The sequence below is a fragment of the Streptomyces sp. NPDC053665 genome (assembly GCF_055585285.1).
Map to the genome: position 1 here is coordinate 52,812 of NZ_JBVJKK010000007.1, position 26,547 is coordinate 79,358.

Consider the following 26,547-nt stretch of genomic DNA (forward strand, 5'->3'; position numbering starts at 1 on the left):
CTGGCTCCGGCAGCCATATGCCGAGAACGATGGAGGACATCATGTCACCCCGGCTCGACGGATCGCGTACCCAGGAAGCGACGTCGACACCCCCTCCGGAACATCTGGATCCCATCGAGCAGGACGAGATGCTCGTCACACAGGACGACCTTCTCGCCGGACTTCCGGACATCCCCCCGTACGAGGACGTCGACGCGGTCGACGCGCGGGCCCTGTCCAAGACCCTCTTCGAGCGCCTCGAGACGCTGGAGGAAGGGACCCACGAGTACTCGTACGTCCGCAACACGCTCGTCGAACTGAACCTCGCGCTGGTCAAGTTCGCCGCGTCCCGGTTCCGCTCCCGCAGCGAGCCGATGGAGGACATCATCCAGGTCGGCACGGTCGGCCTGATCAAGGCGATCGACCGCTTCGAGCTGTCGCGCGGTGTCGAGTTCCCCACGTTCGCGATGCCGACCATCATCGGCGAGATCAAGCGCTTCTTCCGCGACACCTCGTGGTCCGTACGCGTTCCGCGGCGGCTCCAGGAGCTGCGGCTCGACCTGGCCAAGGCCGGTGACGAGCTGGCCCAGAAGCTGGACCGCGCCCCGACGGTGGCCGAACTGGCCGAGCGCCTCGGCATCTCCGGCGACGAGGTCGTCGAGGGCATGGCGGCGTCGAACGCCTACACCGCCTCCTCGCTGGACGCCCAGCCGGAGGAGGACGACTCCGAGGGCGCGCTCGCGGACCGGATCGGCTACGAGGACCACGGGCTCGAAGGCATCGAGTACGTCGAGTCGTTGAAGCCGCTGATCGCCGAACTGCCGCCGCGCGACCGCAAGATCCTGTCCCTGCGGTTCGTCGCCGGCATGACCCAGTCGGAGATCGGCGAGGAGCTGGGCATCTCCCAGATGCACGTCTCGCGGCTGCTGTCGCGGACGCTGGTACGGCTGCGCAAGGGGCTGACCGTCGAGGAGTGATCCTCGACCCTGGTGTACGTGTCCCTCGGGGGCGGGCCGAAAGGCCCGCCCCCGGGCGTGTGCCACCGGTGGTGGGCGGCGGCCCTTCAGGAGTCGACAAACAGCGTCGCCGTCGTTCTCGGTGGGCTCCCGCACGGTCCGGTCGTCGCGGACCGGCCGTCACACCACGCGCGCTCCGCGCCGCCACACCCCGGTGACCAGCGGCACGCCCGGGCGGTAGGCCAGGTGGACGTGGCTGGGGGCGTCCAGCAGCGTCAGGTCGGCGTACGCGCCCGGCGTGAGGCGGCCGACGTCGGTGCGGCGCAGGGCCGCCGCGCCCCCCGCCGTCGCCGACCAGACGGCCTCGTCCGGGGTCATGCCCATGTCCCGTACGGCGAGGGCGACGCAGAACGGCACGGACGAGGTGAACGACGACCCGGGGTTGCAGTCGGTGGACAGGGCGACCGTCACGCCCGCGTCCAGCAGCCTGCGGGCGTCCGGCCACGCGGCACGCGTGGAGAACTCGGCGCCGGGCAGCAGGGTGGCCACGGTGCGGCTGTTCGCCAGGGCGTCCACGTCCGCGTCGGTCAGGTGGGTGCAGTGGTCGGCGCTGGCCGCGTCGAGTTCGACCGCGAGCTGCACGCCGGGGCCGTAGGAGAGCTGGTTGGCGTGGATGCGAGGGTGCAGGCCCCTGGCCCTGCCCGCGGTGAGGACGGCCCGGGCCTGGTCCCCGTCGAAGGCGCCCTTCTCGCAGAACACGTCGATCCAGCGGGCGTGCGGGGCGCAGGCGTCGAGCATCGGGCCGGTGACCAGGGCGACGTATCCGGCCGGGTCGTCCGCGTAGTCCGGGGAGACGACGTGGGCGCCCAGGTAGGTGACCTCGTCCGTGTGGGCGGCCGCCAGGCGCAGGGCCCGGGCCTCGTCCTCGACGGTCAGGCCGTAGCCGGACTTCGTCTCGAACGTGGTGGTGCCCTGCCGGAGCGCCTCGGCGAGGTAGCGGGTGAGGTTGCGCTCCAGTTCCTCGTCGCTCGCCGCCCGGGTGGCCGCGACCGTGGTGCGGATGCCGCCGGCGCTGTACGGGCGGCCCGACATCCGGGCGTTGAACTCCTGCGTGCGGTCGCCCGCGAAGACGAGGTGGGAGTGGGAGTCGACGAAGCCGGGCAGGACGGCCCGGCCGCCGGCGTCGACCCGGTTGTCAGTGGCGGGTGCTTTCCTGTGCTCACCGGTCCACACGACGCGGTCGCCCTCGATGACGACGGCCGCGTCCTGGATCAGTCCGAGGGGGGAATTGTCACCGAGGGAGGGGTCGTTGGTGACCAGGGCGGCGATGTTGGTGATGAGCGTGCTTGCGGTGCTCGCGGAGTGGGCGGGGCTGACGGTCGTCGCGTTGCTCATGGCGTCCTTGCTGGCCTGGTCGGCGGTGGGCCGGGGGTCGGGGGCGGACCGCCCGCGGGGGCGGTCCCGGGTCATCCGCGCAGGTCTGCGACGGCGTCCGCGAGAGCGCGCGGCACGTCCGGGACGAGCGTGTGCACCCCGTCCCGCACGACGTGCCGGCCTGCCACGACCGTATGCGACACGTCCGCTGCCGACGCGGCGAATACGGCCGTCTCGGCCCCGAGTCGCGGAAGCGGCCCTGCCGTCCTGACCGAGTCGAGGCGGATGGTCGTGAAGTCGGCGAGCGCGCCCGGCTCCAGGGTCCCGGCGTCCTGCCAGCCGAGGGCGGCGTGACCGTCGGCGGAGGCGGCCCGCAGCAGGGCCGCGGCCGTCCAGTGGCCGCGGGTGCGGGAGCGCAGCCGCTCGTTCAGCTCCATGGCCCGTGCCTCTTCGAGCAGGTCGATCACGGCGTGGCTGTCGGAGCCCAGCGACAGCGGGGAGCCCGCCTGTTGCAGGGCGACGGCGGGTCCGATGCCGTCGGCCAGGTCCCGCTCGGTGGTGGGGCACATGCAGGTGCCGGTGCCGGAGCCGCCGAGCAGGGCGATGTCCTCGTCGGTGAGGTGGGTGTTGTGGACGCCGGTGGTGCGCGGCCCGAGCACGCCGTGGTCGGCGAGGAGCCGGGTGGGCGTGCGGCCGTGGGCCTCGCGGCAGGCGTCGTTCTCGGCGGTCTGCTCGGAGAGATGGACGTGCAGCGGGGCCCGGCGCTCCTCCGCCCAGCGGGCGACGGTCGCCAACTGGGCGGCGGGCACGGCCCGTACGGAGTGGATCGCGGCTCCGATCCGGGCGTGGGCGCGGTCCTTCAGAGCGGCGCAGCGTTCGGCCCAGGCGTCGGCGGTGCCGTCGGAGAAGCGCAGCTGGGGGGTGGTGGGCGGGTGACCGAAGCCGGAGGAGAGGTAGGCGGTGTCGAGGAGGGTGATGCGGATGCCGGCGTCGGCGGCGGCCGCGATCAGGGCCTCGCCCATGGCGTTCGGGTCGGCGTAGGGGGTGCCGCCGGGGGCGTGGTGGACGTAGTGGAACTCGCCGACGGCCGTGATGCCGGCCAGGGCCATCTCGGCGTACACGGCGCGGGCCAGGGCGTGGTAGCTGTCCGGGGTGAGCCGGGCGGCCGTGGCGTACATGACCTCGCGCCAGGTCCAGAAGGTGCCGGAGCCGACCTGGACGGTGCCGCGCAGGGCCCGGTGGAAGGCGTGGCTGTGGGCGTTGGCCAGGCCGGGCAGGGTCAGGCCGCGCAGGATCTCGGCGCCGGGGGGCGGGGCGGGGGTGCCGGGGCGGACGGCGCTGACGCGTCCGCCGTCCACGTCCAGGGCGACGCCCGGCTCGACGGCCGAGCCGAGCCAGGCGTGCTCCAGCCAGTACGTCCGTGTCACGTGCGGGCCAGTCCTTCCAGTACGTCGGCGAGGGCGAGCACACCGGCGACGCAGTCGTCCTCGGCGGCGGACTCGGCCGGGGAGTGGGAGACGCCGGTGGGGTTGCGCACGAACAGCATGGCGGTCGGGATGCTCCCGGACAGGATTCCGGCGTCGTGTCCGGCGCCGGTGCCGAGGACGGGGACCGTCAGCTCGGTGTCCTTGCCGAGGATGCGGCCGAGTTCGTCGCGCAGGGCGTGGTCGAACTCGACGACGGGGGTGAACGACTCGCGGACCACGGAGAGGTCGACACCGTGGGCGGCGGCGTACTCGGCGGCGGCCTTCTCGATGCCGGCGACGACGGAGTCGAGCCTGTCCTGGTCCTCGGCGCGGGAGTCGAGCCAGCCGCGCACGAGGGAGGGGATGGCGTTGACGCCGTTGGGCTCCACGGCGATCTTGCCGAACGTGGCGACGGCCGAGGCGAGTTCGGCCTCGCGGCGGGCGGCGAGGACGGTCTGGGCGTAGGGCAGCATGGGGTCGCGGCGGTCGGCGAGCCGGGTGGTGCCCGCGTGGTTGGCCTCGCCGGCGAAGTCGAACCGCCAGCGGCCGTGCGGCCAGATGGCGCTGGCGATGCCGACCCGGTCGCCGGACAGGTCCAGGGCCCGGCCCTGCTCGACGTGCAGTTCGACGAAGGCGCCGATGCGGGCGAGCCGCTCGGGGTCCGGCCCGATCGCCTCCGGGTCGTGGCCGGCGGCCTCCATGGCCCGGGGCAGGGTGGTGCCGTCCCCGTCGGTCAGCCGGTGGGCGTCGTCGACGGTGAGCTGCCCCGCGGTGAGCCGGGAGCCGACGCAGGCGAGCCCGAACCGGGCGCCCTCCTCGTCGCCGAAGTTGACGATCCCGAGGGGCTTGGCGAGGTCCGCTCCCCTGGCGCGCAGTTCGTCGAGCGCCGCGAAGGAGGAGACGACGCCGAGGGGCCCGTCGAAGGCGCCCCCGTCCGGGACGGAGTCGAGGTGGGAGCCGGTGACGACGGCGTCGCCCCGGGCCGGGTCGCCCAGCCACGCCCACTGGTTGCCGTTGCGGTCGGTCTCGTAGGCGAGGCCGCGGGACTCGGCCTGTTCCCGGAACCAGGCCCGGCAGTCGAGGTCGGCGCCGGTCCAGGCGAAGCGGCGGTAGCCGCCGGAGGCGGAGCTGCGGCCGATCGGCAGCAGCTCCGCCCACATGCTGTGGAAGGTCACGCCCGGTCACCCTCGCGCATCGGGACCCGCACCCCGCGCTCGCCGGCGACGGACTCGGCGATGTCGTAGCCCGCGTCGACGTGCCGGATGACGCCCATGCCGGGGTCGTTGGTGAGCACCCGGCGGATCTTCTCGCCGGCCAGGGCGGTGCCGTCGGCGACGGTGACCTGTCCGGCGTGGATCGAGCGGCCCATGCCGACGCCGCCGCCGTGGTGGATCGACACCCAGGACGCCCCGGACGCCACGTTCACCATGGCGTTGAGCAGCGGCCAGTCGGCGATCGCGTCGGAGCCGTCGAGCATGGCCTCGGTCTCCCGGTAGGGGGAGGCGACGGAGCCGCAGTCGAGGTGGTCGCGGCCGATGACGACCGGTGCGGCCAGCTCCCCGCTCGCGACCATGTCGTTGAACCGCTCGCCGGCCTTGTCCCGCTCGCCGTAGCCGAGCCAGCAGATGCGGGCGGGCAGACCCTGGAAGTGGACGCGCTCGCCGGCCATCTTGATCCAGCGGGCCAGGGACTCGTTCTCCGGGAAGAGGTCGAGGATCGCCTTGTCGGTCTTGGCGATGTCGGACGCCTCGCCGGACAGGGCCGCCCAGCGGAAGGGGCCCTTGCCCTCGCAGAACAGGGGGCGGATGTAGGCGGGGACGAAGCCGGGGAAGGCGAACGCCCGGTCGTACCCGGCGAGCTGGGCCTCGCCGCGGATGGAGTTGCCGTAGTCGAAGACCTCGGCGCCGGCGTCCATGAACCCGACCATGGCCTCGACGTGCCGGGCCATGGACTCGCGGGCGCGGGTGGTGAAGCCGGCCGGGTCCTTGGCGGCCGCGTCGGCCATGTCGTCGAAGTCCACGCCGACCGGCAGGTAGGCCAGCGGGTCGTGGGCCGAGGTCTGGTCGGTGACGATGTCGATGGGCGCGCCCATGGCGAGGAGCTGCGGCACCAGTTCGGCCGCGTTGCCGAGCACGCCGATGGACAGGGGGCGGCGGGCGTCGCGGGCCTCGGTCGCCAGGGCGAGGGCGTGGTCCAGGCTGTCGGCCTTCACGTCCAGGTAGCGGTGCTCGATGCGGCGGTCGATGGCGCGCGGGTCGCAGTCGACGCAGATCGCGACACCGTCGTTCATCGTCACGGCGAGCGGCTGCGCGCCGCCCATGCCGCCGAGTCCGGCGGTGAGGGTGATGGTGCCGGCCAGGGTCCCGCCGAACTTCTTCGCGGCGACGGCGGCGAACGTCTCGTAGGTGCCCTGGAGGATGCCCTGGGTGCCGATGTAGATCCAGGAACCCGCGGTCATCTGGCCGTACATGGTCAGCCCGAGCTGCTCCAGGCGGCGGAACTCCTCCCAGTTGGCCCAGTCGCCGACCAGGTTGGAGTTGGCGATGAGGACGCGCGGGGCCCACTCGTGGGTCTGCATCACGCCGACCGGGCGGCCCGACTGGACCAGCATGGTCTCGTCCTGCTTGAGGCCCTTGAGCGTGCGGACCATCGCGTCGAAGGAGCGCCAGTCGCGGGCGGCCTTGCCGGTCCCGCCGTAGACGACGAGCTTGTCGGGGTGCTCGGCGACCTCGGGGTCGAGGTTGTTCTGCAGCATCCGCAGGGCGGCCTCCTGCTGCCATCCCAGGGCGCTCGGTTCCGTTCCGCGCGGTGCTCGGACGGGTCGGGGTCCTGACATGGTCTGCCTCCTGTTGGGTGCTCCCGCGGGATGTTGCTGCTTCTATTCACATCCTGGCGTCATGAATAGAGCTAGTCAACACCCCCGGGGACCGACGCGGCCGTGGCGGGGATGTTTGGCTGGAGGGCATGCACGCACACATCGGAACGGAAGAAACGGACGGATCCGCGGCCGGGCGGGCGGCCCGGCGTGACGAGGCGGTGCGGGCCGCCGTGGAGCAGGGGCTGGTCCGGCCGGACAGCCCTGTCGTCGCCCTGCTGGACGTCACCGGCATCAAGGAGTCGGCGGCCGCGCTGCGGGCCGCGTTCGAGGCGGTGACCGCCCCCGGCACTCCCGTGCTGCACGCCTTCGCGGTCAAGGCGACCCCGCTGGTGCCGGTGCTGCGGCTGCTGCGCGAGGAGGGCATCGGCGCCGAGGTCGCGAGCCCCGGCGAGCTGGCGCTGGCCCGGGCCGCCGGGGTGCCGGCGCGGATGACGGTGCTCGACTCGCCCGCGAAGACCCCGGCCGAACTGCGCGAGGCGCTGGACCTGGGCATCGCGGTCAACGCGGACAACCCGCAGGAGCTGGCCCGGCTGGACGCCCTGATGCGGTCGGGGTCCAGCCGCTCCCCGCTCGGGATACGGGTGAACCCACAGCTCGGCGGGGGCTCCATCGAGGCGCTGTCGACGGCGACGGCGACCAGCAAGTTCGGCGTGGCGCTGCGCGACGAGGGAGCGCGGGAGTGGGTGGTCCGGGCGTACCTGGACCGGCCCTGGCTGACCCGGCTGCACGCGCACACCGGCTCCCAGGGCATTCCACTGTCCCTGATGGTGCGGGGCGCGGCGCAGACGTACGCGCTGGCCGAGGAGATCAACCGGCGGGCGGGCCGGCGGCAGGTCGACACCCTCGACATCGGCGGCGGGCTGCCGGTGAACTTCGCCTCCGAGGCCACCACGCCGACGTACGCGCAGTACGCGCGGATGCTGGCCGAGGAGGTGCCGGGGCTGTTCGACGGGCGGTACGGGCTGGTCACCGAGTTCGGGCGGTCGCTGCTGGCCAAGCACGGCACGGTGGTGGCGCGCGTGGAGTACGCCAAGAGCTCGGGCGGGCGCGCGGTCGCGGTCACGCACGCCGGGGTGCAGGTCGCCGCGCGGACGGTGTACGCGCCGCAGAGCTGGCCGCTGCGGATCGCCGCCTACGACGCGAAGGGGCGGCCGAAGGACGGGCCCGACGTCGTCCAGGACGTCGCCGGCCCGGCCTGCTTCGCCGGGGACCTCCTGGCGGAGGGCCGCTCCATGCCGCTGCTGGAGCAGGGGGACCACGCGGCGGCGCTGGACACCGGGGCGTACTACTTCGCGCACCACTACGCGTACAACTCGCTGGTGCGTCCGGCGGTGTACGGCTTCTGGCCGGGAGGCCGGTTCGCGGTGGTCCGCGAGGCGCAGACCGTCCAGGAGGTGGTCGCAGAATCCGGCGGCTCCCGGGCCGACGCCCTGATGTGAGCGCGGGTGGGGGCGGCCGGGGACCGGCGGAAGCGGAGCGATCGCTTGCGGGCGGGGGCCGGGCTCGGGGTGGTGGGGGCGGGGTGGGGGTGCCCCGCCCCGCCCCGGGGTCAGACGAGTGCCGGGGACTTGCGGCGGGCGCCGCCCGGGGCCGCGTCGCCCGCGGCGATGCCCGTACTGCGGTAGGCCCTGACGCGCCGGCCGGCCGGGTGGGCCGCGCCCCCGCGCAGCCAGTCCACGCGGACCCACAGCAGTGCCTCACCGCTCTGCTCCCGGCGGCCGAGCCACGCGGACTTCAGCCACAGGCCCGCTCCGCAGCCGGCCAGCAGCAGGCCGCCCGCGGCCGGGACGGCGAAGGCCGAGCCGACGGCCGCCACGAAGGCGAGCAGGAGCCACCAGCGGTGCAGGCGGCGCCAGTTGCGGGTCGTCACCGCCCGGTCCTGGAGCACGTCGTTCCGCCCGGCGCGGGACGCGGAAGCGGCCAGGGCGGCGTACCGCCGGCGCCGGGCGCAGGCGACGACCGCCGTCGCCAGGACGAACAACGCCGCCCCGGCCGGCAGGCCGATGCGGCGCCCGGTCAGCCCCGGCACCAGCGCCCCCACACCCGCGGCGCACACACCCAGCCACCACAGCGGGGCGGCTCCCGCCCGCACCACGACGGCCACCCGGGCCAGTCCCTGTCCTCCACGTGTCATGTCCAGCCTCCGTCCGGTACCCGAAGCGTCTGAAAGGGGTTGCAGCGCGGGCAGGTTAGCGGCGGAGCATGAGACGAGTCTGAGAAACCGGCTGCCGAGTGCTCAGTCGACGAACAGGCCCCGGGCGGCGGCCCTGGCGTCGAACTCCTCCAGCCGCGCCTGGGCATCGGGCAGGTCGTCGCACATGGCCTCCAGCAGCACCCGCCCCAGCAGCATCGGCGCGCAGGCCGTGTCGAAGGCGAGGCCGGTGCCCACGGCGGCGGGCAGCAGCAGGTCGGACACCTTGGCGACCGGGGCGAAGGCGGAGTCGGCGACGGTGACGACGGTCAGTCCGGCCTGCTCCTTGGCGTAGGCGAGGGTGTCCAGGACCTCGCGGGGGTGCCGGGGCAGGGCGAAGCACAGCAGCGCGCTCGCCCCGGCCCGCACGGCGGCGTCGATGCGGTCGTGGAGCATCGTGCCGCCCTCGCCGAGCAGCCGCACGTCGGGGTGGACCTTGGCGGCGAAGTAGGCGAAGCCCTGCGCCTGTGCGGCCGCCGCCCGCAGGCCGAGGACGGGCAGCGGCCGGGAGGCCGCGAGCAGCCGGCCCGCGCGCCGTACGGGTCCGGGGTCGGCCAGCGCCTCCGCCAGGTGCCGCAGGTTCTCGATCTCCGCCTCGACGGCCTGCTGGTACTCGTTGCGGTCCCCGGGCTGTGCCGCGCTCTCGGCGGGGGCGACCTCCCGCAGGTGGCGGCGCAGGGCCGGGTAGCCGTCGAAGCCGAGGGCCACGGCGAAGCGGGTCACGGACGGCTGGCTGACCCCCGCGAGTTCGGCGAGTTCCACGCTGGACAGGAACGGCACGTCCGCGGCGCGGCGCACCATGCTGTGCGCGATGCGCCGCTGGGTCGGCGTCAGCCGGTGGCCCTCGAAGAGGGCCTGCAGCCGCGCGGCAGGGCTGTCGGTCACGCTCATGACGTGCTCCCCCTCGCCTATTCAGTAGCTGAGGATTCTGCATGAGCATATGCAGAGCGGCAAGCGGGACCGGATCGGCCGCCCCCGCCCCGGCCCGCCCCCGGCGGGAGACGGGGGCTAACCCCAGTGCGGCGCGGGCCGCCCCTTCCTACCGTGGGGGCATGAGCGGAATGGACGCGCGCGACACCGACCTGAAGAAGGAACTCGACGCCACCCTGCACGCCCGCAGGGACCTGGGCGAGGAGTACGAGTCGGCGCTGGTCGACTCGTTTCTGGAGAAGGTCGACCAGCGGATCGACGGCGCGGTGGAGCGCCGGGTGCGCCGGCAACTGGCCGAGCAGCAGATGCAGACGGCGCGTGACTCCCGGACGCCGCGGGCCACCGACTCCTGGGGTGAGCGTTTCGGCTTCGGGATCGTCTCCCTCGTCCTGGCGGTGCCGCTGTCCGCGATCGGCGGGGGCATCGCGCAGACGCCCGGTCTGCTCATCGCCTGGGCGGGCATCGTCGGCGTCAACGTGGCCCAGGCCGTCCGCACGAACCCGGGCCTGTTCGGCACCCGCCGCGCGTCCCGCCGGGACGACGACTGGTCGGACTGACGACGCCCGGCCCGGCCCCGGTACGGCCATGGCCGGCCGAAAGGCACGTCGCCGTCAGACCTGCCGGGTCGGCAGCGCGACGATCTGCCGCAGGTTGACCCGGCGCGGCCGGCTCGCCGCGTAGGCGACGAGGTCGGCCAGCTCCTCGGCGGACAGCGCGCCCACCTCGTCCAGCATGCCCTCCACCTGCCGGGACAGCTCCGCGTCCGCGATGTGCGTGCGCAGCTCGCTCTCCACGAACCCCGGCTCGATGTTGGTGACCCGCACGTCCCGCGGCCCGAACTCCCCGCGCAGGGTCTGGGACAGGTAGGTGACGGCCGCCTTGGTCGCGCCGTACACGGCGTAGTTCGGGAAGCCGACGTGGGCGGCGATGGAGGAGATGTTCACGATGTCGGCGGTGCGGCCGTCCGCGGCGGCGCCCACCAGGTCGGCGGTGAAGGCGCCGATGACGCGCAGCACCCCGGTGACATTGGTGTCGAGCATCCGCTGCCACTCGTCGGCGCGCCGGGCGTCGACGGGGTGCGGCAGCATGACGCCGGCGGCGTTCACGATCAGGTCGGCGCGCCCGTACTCACTGTGGATGCGCTCGACGGCGTCCGTCACGGACGTCTCGTCGGTGACGTCGGCGGCGACGGCGAGGGCCTGCCCGCCGTCCGCCCGGATCTTCCCGGCGAGTGCCGCGAGCCGTTCCTCGCGCCGGGCCAGCAGCGCCACCCGGGCGCCCTGCGCGGCCAGCAGCACCGCGACGGCCTCGCCGATGCCGCTGGCGGCTCCGGTGACGACGGCGGTGCGGCCGGCCAGGTTCTCGTACGACATGGGGTGCTCCCTCGACGGTGGCCGGGGCGTCTCCCCGGCTCGTCCACCACTGTCGGCCCGGCCGGGGGCCCTACCCAGGGCTGCGCTTTTCCTGGGTCCGGCAGTACCAGGTTCGCGAGTCCCTTTCCGCCTAGGCTCGGACCCATGGACGGAGAGCTGATGGACGGAGAGTTGGGCGACTTCCTGCGTTCGCGCCGGGCCCGGATCCGGCCGGAGGAGGTGGGGCTGCCCTCGTACGGACGCCGCCGCGTCCCGGGGCTGCGCCGCGAGGAGGTGGCGCAGCTGGCGGGGGTGAGCGTCGACTACTACGTCCGCCTGGAGCAGAGCCGGGGACCCGCGGGCCCGGCGCGGACGAAGGCCGGCGGGGTCTCGGACGCCGTGCTGGACGCCCTCGCGCGGGTGCTGCGGCTGGACGCCGCCGAGCACGAGTACCTGCGGGCGGTCGCCCGGCCGCACCGCCGGGACGGTGCGCGGGCCGCAGGCGCCTCCCGGGACACCGCGTCGCGGGTGCGCCCGGGTGTGCAGCTTCTCCTGGACGGGATGGACCGCAATCCGGCCTACGTCGTGGACCACCGCATGGAGGTCCTCGCCTGGAACGCCCTCGCCGACGCGCTGCTCGGCTTCGGCGGCGCGGACGACCTCAGCCTGCCGCGCCGGCTGTTCCTGGACCCCGCCTCCCGCGACCTCTACCCCGACCGGGACGAGGTGACCGCGCAGATGGTCGCGCACCTGCGGCTCCAGGCGGGCCACCACCCCGGCGACCGGGCCACGGCGGAACTCGTCGCCGAACTGTCCGAGGCCAGCCCGGAGTTCCGCCGCCTGTGGGCGGACCATCTGGTCAAGCCCTGCGACCACGGCGTGAAGCTGCTGCGCCACCCGGTCGCGGGCCTGCTGAGTCTCCCCTACGAGACCCTGACCGTCCCGGGGGACCCGGACCGGACGATCGTGGCCTACGTGCCCGAGCCGGGCTCGGACGCCCAGGAGCGCCTGGCGCTGCTGGGGAGCTGGGCGACGACCCGCACGGGCTGACACGGCGGGCCCGTCCGGCGGCCCGTCCGGCGGCCCGCGCGGGAACGGGTGGAACGTGCGCGGGGGACGGGAGGAACGTGCGCGGAGGCACGGGAGGCATGTGCGCGGGGACCGCCGCACCCCCGTGACCGGGGGGCGGGACGACGGCGGTCCCCGCGAGGACGCCGAGCGCGGTCAGGCCGCGCCCGGCGTCCGTGGCGTCCGTGGAGGTCCGGGAGCCGCTCCGGAGGTCCTGCGACGCCGCTCGGCGCCGGCCGGGGCGGGGTGTTCCCCCGAGCGCTCAGCGCCCTGGAGGTCTCCCGTCGCCCTTGCCGACACCTCCACTGTGCAGGGCCCGTGTTAAGCGGGTGCTGCGTGGACGTGACACCCGCGTACCACTTGCGCGAAGTCCGCGACGTGCGTCTGCGCCCGCAACTTCCCGCAGGCCACGGGTGGTTCAGCGCCGGCCGGCCGTCACTTGCCGCCCTTGGCGAGGAAGGAGAGCAGGTCCTGCCGGCTGACCACACCGGTCGGCTTGCCCTCGACGAGGACGATCGCGGCGTCGGCCTTGCCGAGCACGGCCATCAGGTCGGCGACCGGTTCGCCGGAGCCCACCTGGGGCAGCGGGCCGGACATGTGCTTCTCCAGCGGGTCGTCGAGGGAGGCGCTCTTGCTGAACAGCGCGTCCAGCAGCTCGCGTTCCACGACCGAGCCGACGACCTCGGCGGCCATCACGTCGGGGTGGCCCGCGCCCGGCTTGACGACCGGCATCTGCGAGACGCCGTACTCGCGCAGCACCTCGATGGCCTGGCCGACGGTCTCCTCCGGGTGCATGTGGACCAGGGAGGGCATGTGGTCGCCCTCCTTGTCGGCCAGCACGTCGGCGACGCGGGCGCTCGGGCCGGAGTCCTCCAGGAAGCCGTAGTCGGCCATCCACTCGTCGTTGAAGATCTTGCTGAGGTAGCCGCGGCCGCCGTCCGGCAGCAGGACCACCACGACGTCGTCCTCGCCGAGCCGCGCGGCGACCTCCAGCGCACCCGCGACCGCCATGCCGCAGGAGCCGCCGACCAGCAGGCCCTCCTCCTTGGCGAGGCGGCGGGTCATCTGGAAGGAGTCCTTGTCGGACACGGCGACGATCTCGTCGGCGACGGTGCGGTCGTAGGCGCTCGGCCAGAAGTCCTCGCCGACGCCCTCGACGAGGTAGGGGCGGCCGGAGCCGCCGGAGTAGACGGAGCCCTCCGGGTCGGCGCCGATGACCTTGACCCTGCCGTCGCTGACCTCCTTGAGGTAGCGGCCGGTGCCGGAGATGGTGCCGCCGGTGCCCACGCCCGCCACGAAGTGGGTGATCCGCCCCTCCGTCTGCTCCCACAGCTCGGGGCCCGTGGAGTGGTAGTGGGACAGCGGGTTGTTGGGGTTGGAGTACTGGTCGGGCTTCCAGGCGCCCGGCGTCTCACGGACCAGGCGGTCGGAGACGTTGTAGTACGAGTCCGGGTGCTCGGGGTCGACGGCCGTGGGGCACACGACGACCTCGGCGCCGTAGGCGCGCAGCACGTTGATCTTGTCGGTGCTGACCTTGTCGGGGCACACGAAGATGCACTTGTACCCCTTCTGCTGCGCCACGATGGCGAGGCCGACACCGGTGTTGCCGCTGGTCGGCTCGACGATCGTGCCGCCGGGCTTGAGCGCGCCGCTCTCCTCCGCCGCCTCGATCATGCGCAGGGCGATGCGGTCCTTCACCGAACCGCCGGGGTTGAAGTACTCCACCTTGGCCAGGACGGTCGCCCTGATGCCCTTGGTCACGCTGTTGAGCCTCACCAGCGGGGTGTCGCCTACGAGGCTGATCATCGAGTCGTGGAATCGCACCGTTGTCTCCGGATGCCGCAAAAGAAGTGGTCCTAGTGGTCCCGCCAGCCTAGGCCCTGCGGGCGGATTCCCGCTGTTCGCCCGGGATCGTGCGGCGCACCGTGCGCCGGTCCCCCGCCCCGCCCGTGGTCCGTGCCGGTCGTTCACCGCCCGTTGCGATTGGAGCACGGGCTGTACGGGGCAAGCACTGGGTGTACGGGTTCGAGGAGGTGGCGGCGACGCATGTCGAGCATGTCGAGGGCGAGGGTGGCCCGGCGGATCGCGACCGGCGCTGCGTACGGCGGCGGCGGGATCGGTCTGGCCGGTGCGGCCACGGTGGGGCTGGTGCTGGCGGAGGTGCAGCTGGCCCGGCGCCGGGTGGGCAACGGCACGTCACCGCACGTGCCGAACGGGGACGGACTGTACGGGCGCTCGTACACCACCGACACCCCGCTGCGGCTGACCATGCTGGGGGACTCCACCGCGGCCGGCCAGGGCGTGCACCGGGGCTCGCAGACCCCGGGAGCGCTGCTCGCGTCGGGGCTGGCGGCCCTCGCCGAGCGCCCGGTGCTGCTGCGCACGGTGGCGACCCCGGGCGCCCGGTCCGACGACCTGGACCGCCAGGTGGCCCTGGTGCTGGCCGACCCGGGTCCCGTGCCGGACATCTGCGTGATCATGGTCGGCGCGAACGACGTCACCCACCGCATGCCCCCGACGCGCTCGGTGCGCCACCTCTCGTCCGCGGTACGGCGGCTGCGCACGGCCGGTGCGGAGGTCGTCGTCGGCACCTGCCCCGACCTGGGCACCATCGAGCCGGTCCGGCAGCCGCTGCGCTGGCTGGCCAGACGAGCCTCCCGCCAGCTGGCGGCCGCCCAGACGATCGGCGTCGTCGAGCAGGGCGGCCGCACGGTGTCGCTGGGCGACCTGCTGGGCCCCGAGTTCGCGGAGAACCCGCGCGAGCTGTTCGGCCCGGACAGCTACCACCCGTCCGCCGAGGGCTATGCCACGGCGGCGATGGCGGTGCTGCCGACGGTCTGCGCCGCCCTGGGCCTGTGGCCGGCCGAGGAGGAGCGCCCGGACGCCTCCCGCCGCGAGGGATTCCTGCCGGTGGCGCGGGCGGCAGCGGAGGCCGCCTCGGAGGCGGGCACCGAGGTCGCGGCGGCCATGCCGGCCGGCCCGAGGGGCCCCTGGGCGCTGCTCAAGCGCCGGCGCCGGCGGCGGGTGCCCGAGCAGGAGGCGGCCCCGGCCACCCCGTCGAACTGAGCCGGAGGGCCGGGCACGAAAAAGCAAGCGCTTAGAAAACTGCGGCCAGGGTCACACCGCGACACCCGTGACCCAGCCCATACGTACGGGTAACTTCCCAGTCAGCCCTGCCAGACCACCCGGTACGTCAATGGAGCCGTGATGCCCGAAGCCGTGATCGTCTCAGCCGCCCGCTCCCCCATCGGCCGTGCCTTCAAGGGGTCGCTGAAGGACCTGCGGCCGGACGACCTGACCGCCACGATCATCCAGGCCGCGCTGGCCAAGGTCCCCGAGCTGGACCCGCGCGACATCGACGACCTGATGCTCGGCTGCGGCCTGCCCGGCGGCGAGCAGGGCAACAACCTCGGCCGGATCGTCGCCGTGCAGATGGGCATGGACCACCTGCCGGGCTGCACCGTCACCCGCTACTGCTCCTCCTCGCTGCAGACCTCCCGCATGGCCCTGCACGCCATCAAGGCCGGCGAGGGCGACGTATTCATCTCGGCCGGCGTCGAGACGGTCTCCCGCTTCACCAAGGGCAACTCCGACAGCCTCCCGGACACGCACAACCCGCTGTTCGCCGACGCCGAGGCCCGTACGGCCGCGGTCGCCGGGTCCGAGGGCTCCGACTGGCACGACCCGCGCGAGGACGGCCTGGTGCCCGACCCGTACATCGCGATGGGCCAGACCGCCGAGAACCTGGCGCGCCTGAAGGGCGTCACCCGCCAGGACATGGACGAGTTCGGCGTCCGCTCGCAGAACCTCGCCGAGGAAGCCATCAAGAACGGCTTCTGGGAGCGCGAGATCACCCCGGTGACGCTGCCCGACGGCACAGTGGTCAGCAAGGACGACGGCCCCCGCGCGGGCGTCACCCTGGAGGGCGTGCAGGGCCTGAAGCCGGTCTTCCGCCCCGACGGCAGGGTCACGGCCGGCAACTGCTGCCCGCTGAACGACGGTGCCGCCGCGCTGGTGATCATGTCCGACACCAAGGCCCGCGAGCTGGGCCTCACCCCGCTCGCGCGGATCGTGTCGACCGGCGTCTCCGGCCTGTCCCCCGAGATCATGGGCCTCGGCCCGGTGGAGGCCTCCAAGCAGGCCCTGCGCCGCGCCGGGCTCACCATCGGCGACATCGACCTGGTCGAGATCAACGAGGCGTTCGCCGCCCAGGTGATCCCCTCCTACCGCGACCTGGACATCCCGCTGGAGAAGCTGAACGTCAACGGCGGCGCCATCGCCGTCGGCCACCCCTTCGGCATGACCGGCGCCCGCATCACCGGCACGCTGATCAACTCGCTCCAGTTCCACGACAAGCAGTTCGGTCTGGAGACGATGTGCGTCGGCGGCGGCCAGGGCATGGCCATGGTCATCGAGCGCCTCAGCTGATCACCGCTGCGTAGTCGCCATAGCACACGCTGTGAAGCACGAGCCCAGAACCCCGGAAACACCGGGGTTCTGGGCTGTTTTGTGATCCAATCTCCCCCAGGATGTGACCTATCTCCCTCGGCGGAGGGAGAACCGCAGGTCACGACAGCACCGCCCACCCCCCCGCGACCGAAGTCCTGTCCGTTTCGTGACGTTACGCACTGACAGCCGGTCAGTCCGCCCTTCAAGCTGATGTAGGAAGTCGGGGGTCGACCTTGAACCGGGAGTACGTCAGTGAGCGCCATGCCGATCGCGTTGCTGGTCACCACGGCCGCCACGGGCGCCGTGGGCGTCGCCGTCCTGCGCACCGTCCTGCAGCTGCGCCGACAGGTCGCGGCCCTGCACACCGCGCTGGCCGAGAACCGCGCCGCCACCACGCGCGCCCTGCTGCCCGCCGCCCGCACCACGGCCGACACCGACGAGATACGGGCCGCCGTGGCCGCGGCACTCGCCGAGGAGCGGGAACGGGAGCTCGCCGAGGCGCGCGCCTTCTGGGCCGCCCAGGAGGCCCGTGACGCCTCCGACGCCCCGTCCCTGCTGGGCCTGCCCGACACGGACCTGTTCCTGCCCCGGCAGGCCGACTTCGCGGGCCTGGAGCCGGTGTCCGAGCCGGGCGCCGCCGAGGCCGAGGAGCCGGCCGGGGAGTCCCCGGAGCTGGCCGCGGCCCGCCGCCGCCACCCCTCCCACCCGGACTTCGTGCCGAACCCCTCCCCGGTGGTGAACGACCACGAGCGCACGGCCGCCGCCCTGGAGGAGCTGGCCGCCTCCCGCGTCGAGCTGACCGACGTCCGCCCGGGCCCCCTGGGCACCCTGGACGTGTACGTCTTCGCCGACGGCACCACGCTGTGCATGACCCCGGGCCACCGGGAGACGGCGGAGCGGCTGGCGCAGGCCCTGCGCGCGGGCCGCAGCGCCGTGCTGCTGGGCGGCTCGGGCATCTCGGGCGCCTACACGCTCACCTTCGAGTGCGGCGAGGAGAACGTCTACATCCTGGCCGACCGGGTCATCGCGTCCTTCTAGGACCGCTCACGCCCCCGCGTCCGGCCCGGGCCGCCTCACACCCCGGCCCGCTTCTGGGCGTCCTCGACCAGGCGCACCGCCTCGTCGACCTCGGCGTCACCGGGCAGCACCACGGCCAGGTCGTGTCCGGCGACCATGATCTGGTCCGCCGCCGCGAACATCCCCGCGTCGGGCATCTCCCGGGGCTCCTCGCCCTCCAGGACCTGCGACCTGCGCGACAGCTCCCGGGCCAGGGCGAGCGCCTCGGCTGCCGCGCCTCGCTGCAGCCGGCTCTGGGGCGCGGCCCTCAGACGGTCGGCGAAGTGATCAACGGCTCGGAGGAGGGGCGTCGTATCAACCACGCCGCGAGCGTACGCGTCGCACCGGGACTGTTGCCAACGGACGCACACTCGGGCACGGTGACCTGAAGGACCGGCTTACATCCCAGCGTCCGGAGGCGCCGATGTCCCAAGTCTTCTCCGAAGAGACCCACCGCAACATGCTCGCCCGCATCCCGCACTGCACCGGCCGTGAGATCTCCGACTGGCTGCGCACCGTCGACGAAGGCCCGGCACTCTTCCGCTTCGAGGAAAAGGTCAGCTGGCTCCGGCACGAACACGACCTGGCGTACGGCCACGCCAAGGCGATCGTCCACGAGTACGACCTCAGGAGGGCCGCGCGCAAGCTGCTCTAGGCGCGTGCGTCACCTGCCCCCGACGACGACGAAGGGCCCCGGCCGGAGCCGGGGCCCTTCGCGCACGACCTGCTGGTGTCAGTCGCTGCTGTTGAGGATCGAGATGAGCCTCAGGAACTCGAGGTAGATCCACACCAGCGTCAGCGTCAGGCCGAAGGCGGCCAGCCAGGCCTCCTCGCGCGGGGCGCCGTAGGCGATGCCGTCCTCGACCTGCTTGAAGTCCAGGGCGAGGAAGCAGGCACCGAGGATGATGCCGATGACGCCGAAGACGACGCCGAGGGCACCGCTGCGGAAGCCGAGGCCGTCACCGCCGCCGAACACCGCGAACAGCAGGTTCACGGTCATCAGCAGGATGAAGCCGAGCGCGGCCGCCATCACGAAGCCGTAGAAGCGGCGGTTGACGCGGATCCAGCCGGCCTTGTAGGCGATCAGCACACCGGCGAAGACCGCCATCGTGCCGATCACCGCCTGCATGGCCGCACCGTCGGCGATGCGGTTGTCCACGATGTTGGACACGACGCCGAGGAAGACACCCTCGAACGCGGCGTACGCCAGGATCAGCGCGGGCGAGGCCTTGCGCTTGAAGGACTGCACGAACGCCAGGACCATGCCGATCAGCGCGGCGCCGATGCCGATGCCGTAGCTGCGGCTGATGTTGGCGTCGTCGACCGGCAGCAGCGCCCAGGAGAGCGCCGCGGTGACGATGAGCACACCGAGGGTGCTCGCGGTGCGCAGGACGACGTCGTCGATGGTCATCCGGCCGGTGGCGGCCGGGGCCTGCGGCGGGGCGCCGAACTGCTGGCCCTGCTGGGCGTAAGGGTTCTGCGCGTACGGGTTCTGGGCGTACGCGTCACCCGTGGGCTGCGCGTACGGGTTGCCCTGGGTGGCGACAGCGGGACCCCCGGCCTGCGGCGCGGTGTTGAAGCCCGCGTAGCCGTTGTCGCGGCTGAACCCCCGTCGCGAGAAGACCGGGTTTCTGCTCCTCATTTCACTCCTCCATGGCCACACGGCATGGCCTTGGCTCAAGAGTAATAGGTAGGCAAAGGAATGACCCTCCTGCTCGGGGAGGATCTTTCCCTCGTCGTGCAGCGCAACACGCTACGCCGCTCCCTGATTCCCCAGGCCGGAGGGCTTCATTCCACAGCGGTCCGGTACCGTCCCGGAACCGGCTCGGTACCGGTCGGTGATCATCGGCCGGGCCCGGTCCGTCGTCGACGTGTCGGTGGATCACGCCGGCGGACCGCACTGGGACCGGAAAGTGCCCGGAGCCGGACTTGAACCGGCACGCCCGCGAAGGGGCAGCGAGGTTTAAGCTCGCCGTGTCTGCATTCCACCATCCGGGCAGGCCATGGGCTCCGCAACGAGGTTCCGAGACTATCGGGACACGTCCCCCGAACAGCGGACGGGCAGACCGATGTTGTCTTATTTTATTGACGTCTGAGGGTGCATCAGCACACGGAACGCGCCGTCCGCACTTGCCATCAGCCTTGCGTGCGACGGACAGCGGCGTATGCGGAATGACGGAATTTCACCGCCGGAACGAGGGCACTCCACCTGTTCTGGACAGCCGGAACGACAGGTTCCGGCCAGAGGGCCTCTTCGGGGTCCGGTGTCATCCCCAGGTATGACGCCGCGCCCCCGGGTCCGACCCGAGTCGCCCCCCGGAACCGGAACAGCGGGTGACTACACGGCCGCCGCGGACCCGGACGATGGAACACGTCCTTCCCCCGCACAGCCGTCCGACAGGAGAGCCACCCCGTGACCACCGCATCCCTCGCCGACCGGGCCACCGCCGTGGCCGCGCGCGCCACGGATCTGTCCAAGATCTACGGGCAGGGTGAGACCCAGGTGGTCGCCCTGGACCGGGTCACCGTCGAGTTCCGGCGGGCCGAGTTCACCGCGATCATGGGACCGTCCGGTTCCGGCAAGTCGACCCTGATGCACTGCGTCGCCGGCCTCGACACCTTCTCCTCCGGGTCGGTGCGCCTCGGCGACACCGAGCTGGGCTCCCTCAAGGACAAGCAGCTCACCAAGCTGCGCCGGGACAAGATCGGCTTCATCTTCCAGGCGTTCAACCTGCTGCCGACGCTGACGGCCCTGGAGAACATCACCCTCCCGATGGACATCGCGGGCCGCAAGCCGGACAAGCAGTGGCTGGACTCCGTGATCCGCATGGTCGGTCTGGCCGACCGGCTCGGCCACCGCCCCTCCCAGCTCTCCGGCGGTCAGCAGCAGCGCGTGGCCGTGGCCCGGGCGCTGGCCTCCCGGCCCGAGATCATCTTCGGTGACGAGCCCACCGGAAACCTCGACTCGCGCTCCGGCGCCGAGGTCCTGGGCTTCCTGCGCAACTCCGTGCGCGAGATGGGCCAGACCGTCGTGATGGTGACCCACGACCCGGTGGCGGCGTCCTACGCCGACCGCGTGGTCTTCCTCGCGGACGGCCGGATCGTCGACGAGATGCACCGGCCGACGGCCGACACGGTCCTCGACTTCATGAAGCAGTTCGACGCCAAGGGCCGCACCAGCTGATCCCCCGCCAGGACCGACAGGACTGAGATTCGCCACCATGTTCCGTACCGCCTTGCGCAACGTCCTCGCGCACAAGGCCCGGCTGCTGATGACCGTGCTCGCCGTGATGCTCGGCGTCGCGTTCGTCTCCGGCACCCTGGTCTTCGCCGACACCCTCTCCCACGCCTTCCGCAACCAGTCGGCGAAGAGCTACGACGACGTCGCCGTGTCCGTCTCCTCGTACGCCGACCCGGACGACCCCGAGCAGGACCCGGGCCTGTCCGGCAAGGTCCTCGACCGGATCTCCGCCGTGGACGGCGTCGCCGGGGTGTACGGCCGCGTCGAGGGCTTCGCCGGGGTCGCCGACCCCGACGGGAAGCTGATCGGCGTCGGCTGGTCCAACAAGGGCTCGAACTTCGCCCCCGGCAAGGACGGCAAGGACACCGCCTACACGTTCACCGACGGCTCCGGCCCGGTGAAGGACGACCAGATCGCCCTGGACGAGGAGTCCGCAGCCAAGGGCGAGTACAAGGTCGGCGACCGGGTGCGCGTCGCGACCAACGGCCCGGTGAAGGAGTACACCCTCAGCGGGGTGTTCACCACCGAGGACGGCGCCGTGAACGCCGGCGGCAGCCTCGTCCTCTTCGACACCGCCGTCGCCCAGAAGCAGTACCTCAAGCCGGGCTTCTTCGAGAGCGCCACCGTCACCGCCGCCCCCGGGGCGAACGACACGAAGATCCTGGACGCGGTCAAGCCGCTGCTGCCGGACTCGGCCGAGGCGCAGACCGGCACGGCGCTCGCCGACAAGCAGGCCGACCAGATCGAGCAGGGCATGGGCAACCTCAAGCAGGTCCTGCTCGGCTTCGCGGGCATCGCGCTCTTCGTGGGGATCTTCCTGATCTCCAACACGTTCACGATGCTGGTCGCCCAGCGCACCAAGGAGATCGCCCTGATGCGGGCCGTCGGCGCGTCCCGCCGGCAGATCACCCGCTCGGTGCTCGCCGAGGCCGCGCTGGTGGGCCTGGTCGCCTCGGCCGTCGGCTTCGTCCTCGGCATCGGCCTGGCCGTCGGGCTGCGCTCCGGCATGGCCGCCTTCGACATGAAGATGCCGGACGGCCCCCTGATCCTGTCCGTCACGCCGGTGATCGCGGCTCTGTCGGTGGGTGTGCTCATCACGATGCTCGCCGCCTGGCTGCCCGGCCGCCGGGCCGCGAAGATCCCGCCGGTGGCGGCCATGAACAGCCTCCACGCGGTGGCCACCACCAAGTCGCTGGTGCTGCGCAACTCCATCGGCGCGGCCGTCACCGCCCTCGGCGCGGTCGGGATCGTGGCGGGTGCCTCGACGGGCGGCGACGACGGCCGCATGTACATCGGGGCGGGTGCCTTCCTCGCGCTGATCGGCGTGATCATCCTGATCCCGCTGCTGTCCCGGCCCGTGATCGCCCTCGTCCGTCCGCTGCTCGTCGGCCCCTTCGGGGTGGCGGGCAAGCTGGCCGGCCAGAACGCCGTCCGCAACCCGCGCCGCACCGGCGCCACCGCCTCCGCGCTGGCCATCGGGCTGACGCTGGTGACCGGTCTGTCGGTGCTCGGCATCACCGTCGGCACGGCCATCGACAAGATGACCACCGACAACATCAAGGCCGACTACATGGTCTCCATGGCCAACGGCGGCGACCTGGACCGGTCGGCGCTCACGGCCCTGGCGAAGGCCGAGGGCGTCTCCGCGGTCTCGCCGCAGCAGGACGTCTACTTCCAGCTCGACGGCAAGGACTTCGTGTCCGCCTCGGCGGTCACCCCCGGTGACATCGAGAAGGTCCTGACCGTCGACGTCGTCAGCGGCAGTGCGGGCTCCCTCGCCGACGGCCGGATCGCGGTCGCCGAGAAGACGGCGAAGAGCAGGGGCTGGAAGACCGGCGACCGGCTCCCCGTCACCTTCGGCGACGAGGAGAAGGCCACGCTGACGGTGGGCGCCGTGTACAAGGACAGCGAGTTCCTCTCCCCCGTCCTCATCGACCGGAAGGTCGCGGACCGGCACGAGACCAAGCCGTCCATCAGGCAGATCTTCGTGAAGCTCGACGGCGGGCAGTCCGCGGCGAACGAGAAGGTCCTCATCGACGCGCTGGGCGACAACCCCGCCATCACCGTGATGGACAAGCAGGACATCCGCAACGAGTTCGGCGGCGCCATCAACACCCTGCTGAACGTCATGTACGGCCTGCTGGCGATGGCCCTGATCATCGCGGTGCTCGGCGTCGTCAACACCCTCGCCATGTCGGTCTTCGAACGGCAGCAGGAGATCGGCATGCTGCGCGCCATCGGCCTGGACCGGCGCCGGGTGAAGCGGATGGTGCGACTGGAGGCCGTCGTCATCTCGGTGTTCGGCGCGGTGGTCGGCATCGGTCTGGGCGCGTTCCTCGGCTGGGCGATCGGCGAGACCTTCGCGGACCAGATCCCGGGCTACGCGCTGGTCCTGCCCTGGGACCGGATCGGGATCTTCCTGGTGCTGGCCGGCCTCGTGGGCGTCCTGGCCGCGATGTGGCCGGCCCGCAACGCCGCGCGGCTGAACATGCTGAACGCGATCAAGGCCGAGTGACCGGGCCGCTCCGCGGCACGCCGAAGGGCCGGGCTCCCCGACACGGGGGAACCCGGCCCTTTCCGGTCGGCCGGTTCAGTCGGGGGCGGGCGCACCCCAGGTGCGGGCGCGCAGCGGCATCCCGGAGGCACCCGGTTCCGGGGTCCGGACGGCCAGGACCTGGTTGACGCCGATGCGGTTGCGTTCGAAGGCCAGCGCGGAGGCGGCCATGTACAGGCGCCAGACCCGGGCCCGTCCGGGGCCGGCGAGCTGCACGGCGCGCTGCCAGTCGGCCTCCAGCCGGGTCACCCACGCGCGCAGGGTGAGGGCGTAGTGCTCGCGGAGCGCCTCCACGTCGCGCACTTCGAACCCGGCGCGCTCCAGCTGGGCCACGGTGCCGCCGACCGGCTGGAGTTCGCCGTCGGGGAAGACGTAGGAGTCGATGAAGGCGTCGACGCTGTACGCCGACTCGTCGCGCCGGGGGCGACGGGCGATCTGGTGGTTCAGCAGCCGCCCGCCCGGCTTGAGCAGACCGAACAGGTCGGTGGCGTACTCCAGGTACCGGTCGGCTCCGACGTGCTCGGCCATGCCGATGGAGGAGATCGCGTCGTAGGGGCCGTCGCGGACGTCGCGGTAGTCCTGCACGCGGATCTCGACCCGGTCGGTGAGGCCCTCGTCGGCGACGCGCTTGCGGGCGTAGGCGGCCTGCTCCTGGGAGAGCGTGACCCCGACGACGCTCACCCCGTGCTCGCGGGCGGCGTGCAGGGCCATCGAGCCCCAGCCGCAGCCGACGTCGAGCAGCCGCTGACCAGGCGTCAGGCCGAGCTTGCGGCAGACGAGTTCGAGCTTGTCGTGCTGGGCCTGCTCCAGGGTGCTGTCCGGGGCGGGCCAGTAGGCGCAGGAGTACACCATGGACGGGCCGAGGACGATCTCGTAGAAGTCGTTGCCGACGTCGTAGTGGTGGCTGATGGCGCGCCGGTCGGTGTGCTTGGTGTGCAGGTGACGCCGGGGGTTGCGGACCTCCTCGGGGGGCGGGGAGGGCGGCAGCGGGAGACCGGCGAGCCGGACCAGGCCGCGGACGGCGGCGCGCACCTCGGGGTCGCGCAGGGCCTGGGCGAGGGTGCGGGCGTCCTCGCCGCGCTCCCAGATCAGGCCGGCGAGCAGGTCGAGGGTGGTGTAGAGATCGCCCTCGATGTCCAGCTCGCCCGCCACCCAGGCGCGGGCCAGGCCCAGTTCGCCCGGCTTCCACAGCAGGCGGCGCAGGGCCCGGCGGTTGCGTACGACGAGCGTCGGTGCGCCCGGCGGGCCCGCCTGCGAACCGTCCCATGCGCGGATGCGCACGGGGAGCGGGGCTCCCAGCACCTGTGCGAAGAGGCCCTGCAGCCGCTGCGCGGCGTCTGCCATGGTGTACACCTCCGTGACGAGGATCCCGGCATGTCCGGACACCACGTAAACACCTGCGGCGCCCCGGTGCAGTCCCCGGCACGCGTCATGTCTGGGCAAAGCCCGTTCTTCCCCCCGGCCGGCGGGAAGGGGCCGGGCACGCCGAAGGGCCTCCCGCACCACGGATGGCGGGAGGCCCTTCGGCGGACTGCTCGGGGAGCCGAGGTCAGGAGGCCTTGGCCTTCTCCTCGGTCTTCGCCTTCGGCGCGGCGGCGACCGGGGCCGGCTTGGCGGCCTCGTAGAACTCCTCGCGCGGGGTCTCGATCGCTCCGAGGGAGACGACCTCGCGCTTGAGGAACATGCCGAGGGTCCAGTCGGCGAAGACGCGGATCTTGCGGTTCCAGGTCGGCATCGCCAGGCCGTGGTAGCCACGGTGCATGTACCAGGCGAGACGGCCCTTGAGCTTGATCTTCATCTTGCCCATGACGATCATCGCGACGCCCTTGTGGAGGCCGAGTCCGGCCACCGCGCCCTTGTTGGCGTGCGAGTAGTTCTTCTGCGGGAAGCCCCGCATGCCCGACACCACGTTGTCGCCGAGGACCTTGGCCTGGCGCAGCGCGTGCTGGGCGTTCGGCGGGCACCAGGCGTTCTCGTTGCCCGCCTTGCGGCCGACGAGGTCGGGCACCTGGGCGTTGTCGCCGGCGGCCCAGATGTAGTCGGTGCCCTTGACCTGGAGGGTCGGCTCGCAGTCGACGTGGCCGCGGGGGCCGAGGGGCAGGCCGTAGCGGGCGAGGGCCGGGTTGGGCTTGACGCCGGCGGTCCACACGATGGTGCTGGAGTCGACCTCGAGGCCGTTCTTCAGCACCACGTGGCCGTCCACGCAGGAGTCCATGGAGGTGGACAGGTAGACCTCGACGCCGCGGCCCTCGAGGTGCTCCTTGCCGTACTTGCCGAGCTTGGGGCCGACCTCGGGGAGGATCTTGTCGGCGGCGTCGACCAGGATGAAGCGCATGTCCTCGCGGGACACGTTCTTGTAGTACTTGGCCGCGTCGCGGGCCATGTCCTCGACCTCGCCGATGGTCTCGGCGCCGGCGAAGCCGCCACCCACGAAGACGAAGGTGAGCGCCTTGCGGCGGATCTCCTCGTCGGTGGTGGAGTCGGCCTTGTCGAGCTGCTCGAGGACGTGGTTGCGCAGGCCGATGGCCTCCTCGATGCCCTTCATGCCGATGCCCTGCTCGGCGAGGCCGGGGATCGGGAAGGTGCGGGAGACCGCGCCGAGGGCGACGACCAGGTAGTCGAAGGGCAGCTCGTAGGCCTCGCCGACGAGCGGGGAGACCGTGGCGACCTTGCGGTCCTGGTCGATGGTGGTGACCCGGCCGGTGAGGACCTCCGCCTTGGGCAGCACGCGTCGCAGCGGGACGACGACGTGGCGCGGGGAGATGTTGCCGGCGGCGGCTTCGGGGAGGAAGGGCTGGTAGGTCATGTACGACCGGGGGTCGACGACCGTGACGGTCGCCTCGCCGTAGCGCATCTTCTTCTGGATGCGCCGAGCTGCGTACAGGCCTACGTACCCACCGCCTACTACGAGGATCCTGGGACGCTCCGTGGTGCTCATGCCATCGAGTATCCACCCGCCTCGGGGGGGTACCTCGTGCGCCCCTTCACAAGGTTGTGGAGGGGGTGTGCTATCCTCCGCCGCCCGCGTGATCCATGTCATGGTGACAACGGAG

General features: G+C 72.6%; 22 protein-coding genes and 1 tRNA gene. 10 read left to right on the forward strand and 13 right to left on the reverse strand.

All coding sequences use genetic code 11. The features are described from left to right. The first annotated feature begins 29 nt into the window (after nucleotides 1-29). Nucleotides 30-956 carry an RNA polymerase sigma factor SigF gene (locus tag ACZ6ZN_RS26050; protein WP_451880014.1) on the forward strand — a complete coding sequence of 309 codons (927 nt, stop codon included), beginning with the start codon at nucleotides 30-32 and terminating at the stop codon, nucleotides 954-956. Between the two features lie 159 nt (nucleotides 957-1,115). On the opposite strand, the gene hutI is transcribed toward ACZ6ZN_RS26050, so the two are convergent. From hutI to hutU, 4 genes are read right to left on the reverse strand one after another with little or no spacing between them, the layout of a single operon-like run. Next, on the reverse strand, nucleotides 1,116-2,405 hold the full coding sequence (gene hutI, locus ACZ6ZN_RS26055) for an imidazolonepropionase (protein ID WP_451880015.1): 1,290 nt from the start codon (nucleotides 2,403-2,405) through the stop codon (nucleotides 1,116-1,118). After that, complete coding sequence (locus ACZ6ZN_RS26060) at nucleotides 2,402-3,736, reverse strand: formimidoylglutamate deiminase (RefSeq protein WP_469649927.1); 1,335 nt, start codon at nucleotides 3,734-3,736, stop codon at nucleotides 2,402-2,404. The genes hutI and ACZ6ZN_RS26060 overlap by 4 nt, the downstream gene beginning before the upstream one ends. Further along, the gene (locus ACZ6ZN_RS26065) at nucleotides 3,733-4,950 is read right to left on the reverse strand and encodes an allantoate amidohydrolase (protein ID WP_469649929.1); all 1,218 of its coding nucleotides are present in this window, start codon (nucleotides 4,948-4,950) and stop codon (nucleotides 3,733-3,735) included. The genes ACZ6ZN_RS26060 and ACZ6ZN_RS26065 overlap by 4 nt, the downstream gene beginning before the upstream one ends. Then, on the reverse strand, nucleotides 4,947-6,611 hold the full coding sequence (hutU, locus tag ACZ6ZN_RS26070) for a urocanate hydratase (protein WP_469649932.1): 1,665 nt from the start codon (nucleotides 6,609-6,611) through the stop codon (nucleotides 4,947-4,949). The genes ACZ6ZN_RS26065 and hutU overlap by 4 nt, the downstream gene beginning before the upstream one ends. Nucleotides 6,612-6,739: 128 nt before the next feature. On the opposite strand from hutU, the gene ACZ6ZN_RS26075 reads away from it, so the two are divergent. Next, entirely contained in the window at nucleotides 6,740-8,092 is a 1,353-nt protein-coding gene (locus ACZ6ZN_RS26075; protein ID WP_469649934.1) for a type III PLP-dependent enzyme domain-containing protein, read from the forward strand. A 110-nt stretch (nucleotides 8,093-8,202) separates the two neighbouring features. Here ACZ6ZN_RS26075 and ACZ6ZN_RS26080 read toward each other — a convergent pair whose 3' ends face one another. Beyond that, the gene (locus ACZ6ZN_RS26080) at nucleotides 8,203-8,787 is read right to left on the reverse strand and encodes a hypothetical protein (protein ID WP_398112471.1); all 585 of its coding nucleotides are present in this window, start codon (nucleotides 8,785-8,787) and stop codon (nucleotides 8,203-8,205) included. 102 nt (nucleotides 8,788-8,889) lie between these two features. After that, nucleotides 8,890-9,735 carry a MurR/RpiR family transcriptional regulator gene (locus ACZ6ZN_RS26085; RefSeq protein ID WP_469649936.1) on the reverse strand — a complete coding sequence of 282 codons (846 nt, stop codon included), beginning with the start codon at nucleotides 9,733-9,735 and terminating at the stop codon, nucleotides 8,890-8,892. 170 nt (nucleotides 9,736-9,905) lie between these two features. On the opposite strand from ACZ6ZN_RS26085, the gene ACZ6ZN_RS26090 reads away from it, so the two are divergent. Then, the gene (locus tag ACZ6ZN_RS26090; protein WP_398112487.1) at nucleotides 9,906-10,331 is read left to right on the forward strand and encodes a hypothetical protein; all 426 of its coding nucleotides are present in this window, start codon (nucleotides 9,906-9,908) and stop codon (nucleotides 10,329-10,331) included. Nucleotides 10,332-10,385: 54 nt separating this feature from the next. Here the strand turns inward: ACZ6ZN_RS26090 and ACZ6ZN_RS26095 are convergent, their stop codons facing one another. Continuing rightward, nucleotides 10,386-11,147 (reverse strand): SDR family oxidoreductase, encoded by a 762-nt coding sequence (locus ACZ6ZN_RS26095; RefSeq protein ID WP_398112473.1) that lies wholly within the window; start codon nucleotides 11,145-11,147, stop codon nucleotides 10,386-10,388. A 159-nt stretch (nucleotides 11,148-11,306) separates the two neighbouring features. On the opposite strand from ACZ6ZN_RS26095, the gene ACZ6ZN_RS26100 reads away from it, so the two are divergent. Beyond that, on the forward strand, nucleotides 11,307-12,176 hold the full coding sequence (locus ACZ6ZN_RS26100) for a helix-turn-helix domain-containing protein (RefSeq protein ID WP_451880023.1): 870 nt from the start codon (nucleotides 11,307-11,309) through the stop codon (nucleotides 12,174-12,176). Between the two features lie 453 nt (nucleotides 12,177-12,629). Here ACZ6ZN_RS26100 and ACZ6ZN_RS26105 read toward each other — a convergent pair whose 3' ends face one another. Beyond that, complete coding sequence (locus tag ACZ6ZN_RS26105) at nucleotides 12,630-14,018, reverse strand: cystathionine beta-synthase (protein ID WP_398112474.1); 1,389 nt, start codon at nucleotides 14,016-14,018, stop codon at nucleotides 12,630-12,632. Between the two features lie 222 nt (nucleotides 14,019-14,240). Between ACZ6ZN_RS26105 and ACZ6ZN_RS26110 the strand changes: the two genes are divergently transcribed. The 3 genes from ACZ6ZN_RS26110 to ACZ6ZN_RS26120 all read left to right on the forward strand — a co-directional run bounded on the left by ACZ6ZN_RS26110 (nucleotide 14,241) and on the right by ACZ6ZN_RS26120 (nucleotide 17,681). Continuing rightward, nucleotides 14,241-15,260 (forward strand): SGNH/GDSL hydrolase family protein, encoded by a 1,020-nt coding sequence (locus tag ACZ6ZN_RS26110; RefSeq protein ID WP_469649940.1) that lies wholly within the window; start codon nucleotides 14,241-14,243, stop codon nucleotides 15,258-15,260. A 141-nt stretch (nucleotides 15,261-15,401) separates the two neighbouring features. Beyond that, nucleotides 15,402-16,622, forward strand: a complete 1,221-nt coding sequence (locus ACZ6ZN_RS26115) for an acetyl-CoA C-acetyltransferase (protein WP_398112476.1) — start codon at nucleotides 15,402-15,404, stop codon at nucleotides 16,620-16,622. A gap of 273 nt (nucleotides 16,623-16,895) precedes the next feature. Further along, entirely contained in the window at nucleotides 16,896-17,681 is a 786-nt protein-coding gene (locus ACZ6ZN_RS26120; protein WP_398112477.1) for a hypothetical protein, read from the forward strand. Nucleotides 17,682-17,716: 35 nt separating this feature from the next. Here ACZ6ZN_RS26120 and ACZ6ZN_RS26125 read toward each other — a convergent pair whose 3' ends face one another. Beyond that, on the reverse strand, nucleotides 17,717-18,022 hold the full coding sequence (locus ACZ6ZN_RS26125; RefSeq protein WP_398112478.1) for a hypothetical protein: 306 nt from the start codon (nucleotides 18,020-18,022) through the stop codon (nucleotides 17,717-17,719). A 101-nt stretch (nucleotides 18,023-18,123) separates the two neighbouring features. Between ACZ6ZN_RS26125 and ACZ6ZN_RS26130 the strand changes: the two genes are divergently transcribed. Next, complete coding sequence (locus ACZ6ZN_RS26130) at nucleotides 18,124-18,354, forward strand: DUF4287 domain-containing protein (RefSeq protein WP_398112479.1); 231 nt, start codon at nucleotides 18,124-18,126, stop codon at nucleotides 18,352-18,354. Nucleotides 18,355-18,432: 78 nt separating this feature from the next. On the opposite strand, the gene ACZ6ZN_RS26135 is transcribed toward ACZ6ZN_RS26130, so the two are convergent. Then, nucleotides 18,433-19,341: a Bax inhibitor-1/YccA family protein gene (locus tag ACZ6ZN_RS26135; protein WP_398112480.1), complete on the reverse strand. Its 909-nt coding sequence runs from the start codon at nucleotides 19,339-19,341 to the stop codon at nucleotides 18,433-18,435. A gap of 272 nt (nucleotides 19,342-19,613) precedes the next feature. Then, a tRNA-Leu gene (locus ACZ6ZN_RS26140) sits at nucleotides 19,614-19,697 on the reverse strand. Between the two features lie 415 nt (nucleotides 19,698-20,112). Here ACZ6ZN_RS26140 and ACZ6ZN_RS26145 point away from each other — a divergent pair. Further along, on the forward strand, nucleotides 20,113-20,883 hold the full coding sequence (locus ACZ6ZN_RS26145; protein WP_398111128.1) for an ABC transporter ATP-binding protein: 771 nt from the start codon (nucleotides 20,113-20,115) through the stop codon (nucleotides 20,881-20,883). 37 nt (nucleotides 20,884-20,920) lie between these two features. Beyond that, nucleotides 20,921-23,455: an ABC transporter permease gene (locus ACZ6ZN_RS26150; RefSeq protein ID WP_398111127.1), complete on the forward strand. Its 2,535-nt coding sequence runs from the start codon at nucleotides 20,921-20,923 to the stop codon at nucleotides 23,453-23,455. A 75-nt stretch (nucleotides 23,456-23,530) separates the two neighbouring features. Here ACZ6ZN_RS26150 and ACZ6ZN_RS26155 read toward each other — a convergent pair whose 3' ends face one another. Next, a complete protein-coding gene (locus tag ACZ6ZN_RS26155; RefSeq protein ID WP_469649944.1) occupies nucleotides 23,531-24,838 on the reverse strand; it encodes a class I SAM-dependent methyltransferase in 1,308 nt (435 codons plus the stop codon). A gap of 205 nt (nucleotides 24,839-25,043) precedes the next feature. Continuing rightward, on the reverse strand, nucleotides 25,044-26,432 hold the full coding sequence (locus ACZ6ZN_RS26160) for an NAD(P)/FAD-dependent oxidoreductase (protein ID WP_451880022.1): 1,389 nt from the start codon (nucleotides 26,430-26,432) through the stop codon (nucleotides 25,044-25,046). Nucleotides 26,433-26,547: the final 115 nt, after the last annotated feature.

What these genes read in the sequence shown, in the direction of transcription:
- ACZ6ZN_RS26050 (WP_451880014.1), top strand. Translation starts at nt 30, where the DNA reads ATGGAGGACATCATGTCACCCCGGCTCGACGGATCGCGTACCCAGGAA.
- hutI (WP_451880015.1), bottom strand. Translation starts at nt 2,405, where the DNA reads ATGACCCGGGACCGCCCCCGCGGGCGGTCCGCCCCCGACCCCCGGCCC.
- hutU (WP_469649932.1), bottom strand. Translation starts at nt 6,611, where the DNA reads ATGTCAGGACCCCGACCCGTCCGAGCACCGCGCGGAACGGAACCGAGC.
- ACZ6ZN_RS26075 (WP_469649934.1), top strand. Translation starts at nt 6,740, where the DNA reads ATGCACGCACACATCGGAACGGAAGAAACGGACGGATCCGCGGCCGGG.
- ACZ6ZN_RS26080 (WP_398112471.1), bottom strand. Translation starts at nt 8,787, where the DNA reads ATGACACGTGGAGGACAGGGACTGGCCCGGGTGGCCGTCGTGGTGCGG.
- ACZ6ZN_RS26085 (WP_469649936.1), bottom strand. Translation starts at nt 9,735, where the DNA reads ATGAGCGTGACCGACAGCCCTGCCGCGCGGCTGCAGGCCCTCTTCGAG.
- ACZ6ZN_RS26090 (WP_398112487.1), top strand. Translation starts at nt 9,906, where the DNA reads ATGGACGCGCGCGACACCGACCTGAAGAAGGAACTCGACGCCACCCTG.
- ACZ6ZN_RS26095 (WP_398112473.1), bottom strand. Translation starts at nt 11,147, where the DNA reads ATGTCGTACGAGAACCTGGCCGGCCGCACCGCCGTCGTCACCGGAGCC.
- ACZ6ZN_RS26100 (WP_451880023.1), top strand. Translation starts at nt 11,307, where the DNA reads ATGGACGGAGAGTTGGGCGACTTCCTGCGTTCGCGCCGGGCCCGGATC.
- ACZ6ZN_RS26110 (WP_469649940.1), top strand. Translation starts at nt 14,241, where the DNA reads ATGTCGAGCATGTCGAGGGCGAGGGTGGCCCGGCGGATCGCGACCGGC.
- ACZ6ZN_RS26115 (WP_398112476.1), top strand. Translation starts at nt 15,402, where the DNA reads ATGCCCGAAGCCGTGATCGTCTCAGCCGCCCGCTCCCCCATCGGCCGT.
- ACZ6ZN_RS26130 (WP_398112479.1), top strand. Translation starts at nt 18,124, where the DNA reads ATGTCCCAAGTCTTCTCCGAAGAGACCCACCGCAACATGCTCGCCCGC.
- ACZ6ZN_RS26135 (WP_398112480.1), bottom strand. Translation starts at nt 19,341, where the DNA reads ATGAGGAGCAGAAACCCGGTCTTCTCGCGACGGGGGTTCAGCCGCGAC.
- ACZ6ZN_RS26150 (WP_398111127.1), top strand. Translation starts at nt 20,921, where the DNA reads ATGTTCCGTACCGCCTTGCGCAACGTCCTCGCGCACAAGGCCCGGCTG.
- ACZ6ZN_RS26155 (WP_469649944.1), bottom strand. Translation starts at nt 24,838, where the DNA reads ATGGCAGACGCCGCGCAGCGGCTGCAGGGCCTCTTCGCACAGGTGCTG.
- ACZ6ZN_RS26160 (WP_451880022.1), bottom strand. Translation starts at nt 26,432, where the DNA reads ATGAGCACCACGGAGCGTCCCAGGATCCTCGTAGTAGGCGGTGGGTAC.